Source organism: Sabulicella flocculans, from assembly GCF_045449635.1.
Classification (GTDB): domain Bacteria; phylum Pseudomonadota; class Alphaproteobacteria; order Acetobacterales; family Acetobacteraceae; genus Roseococcus.
This window is the reverse complement of record NZ_JBJJBR010000062.1, coordinates 1-798: the sequence shown is the minus strand read 5'-3', so window position 1 is coordinate 798 and position 798 is coordinate 1. Positions and strand designations below refer to the sequence as shown.

Annotated in this window: 1 pseudogene; it reads right to left on the bottom strand. The window is 71.4% G+C overall.

Annotated elements, in window-relative coordinates:
• Window positions 1–798, bottom strand: a pseudogene (locus ACI6QG_RS19775) (phage tail protein); the annotation flags it as partial.

The following is a 798-nucleotide window of genomic DNA, read 5'->3' as shown; positions in this document are numbered from 1 at the left end:
CGACGTAGTTGCTGGCCAGCAGCGGCGGGGCGTCGGTCGGCTGCCAGTTCTTCGCCGGGTCGACGTAGACCGCCCGCACGCCGTTGAAGAGATCCCGCCGCGGCCGGCTGCCCTGGATGGTGACGTCGCCGCGCAGGTCGTCTGAGGTCAGCGTCGCCGCCGGCAGCGCAGGCCCGCCGGCATGGATGAAGAACCGCCCGCCCGAGACCACCAGCGCGCCGGCCATGGCGGCGACCAGCTTGCGCGTGATGGCGATCTTGCCCTCGCCGAGCGAGACGCGGCCATTCACGGTGTAGCGCCGCTCGGTAACCCCGGCGCGGGTGCCGATCAGCTCGTCGCATATGTTGGCCGCGGCGATCATGGCGGGGATATCGATGTCATCCCAGGACGCCTTCCAGCCGAAGGGAGCCGTCAGGTACCAGGCGAGGCAGAGCGCCGGGTTGTCGGACCAGCCGATGGCCCCCGTCCGCGGGTCGAGGATGGTGTCCGCGCCCTCGACGAGCGCGGCGATGTTCGGCGGGCCGGAGGGGAAGGCTTCGGCGGTGATCTTGAGCCGCACGGCGACATAGGCGCGACCGAGGCCACGGTGCTCGGCGGTCCACTTGCCGCCGGTTTCGGCGATCAGGTTAGCGTTGGCTGCCTGGTCGGGGTCGCCCAGGTGGCGATCGACACGGACCAGGCCGGCGAACTTCGGATCGGTGGCCAGGCTGTCGCCGAGCCAGACATCGCCGATGGCGCGCACGCGGTGCGCGGCGAGCACGACGACGGCGTAGAACCAGCCATCGGCGCGGCCGTCGT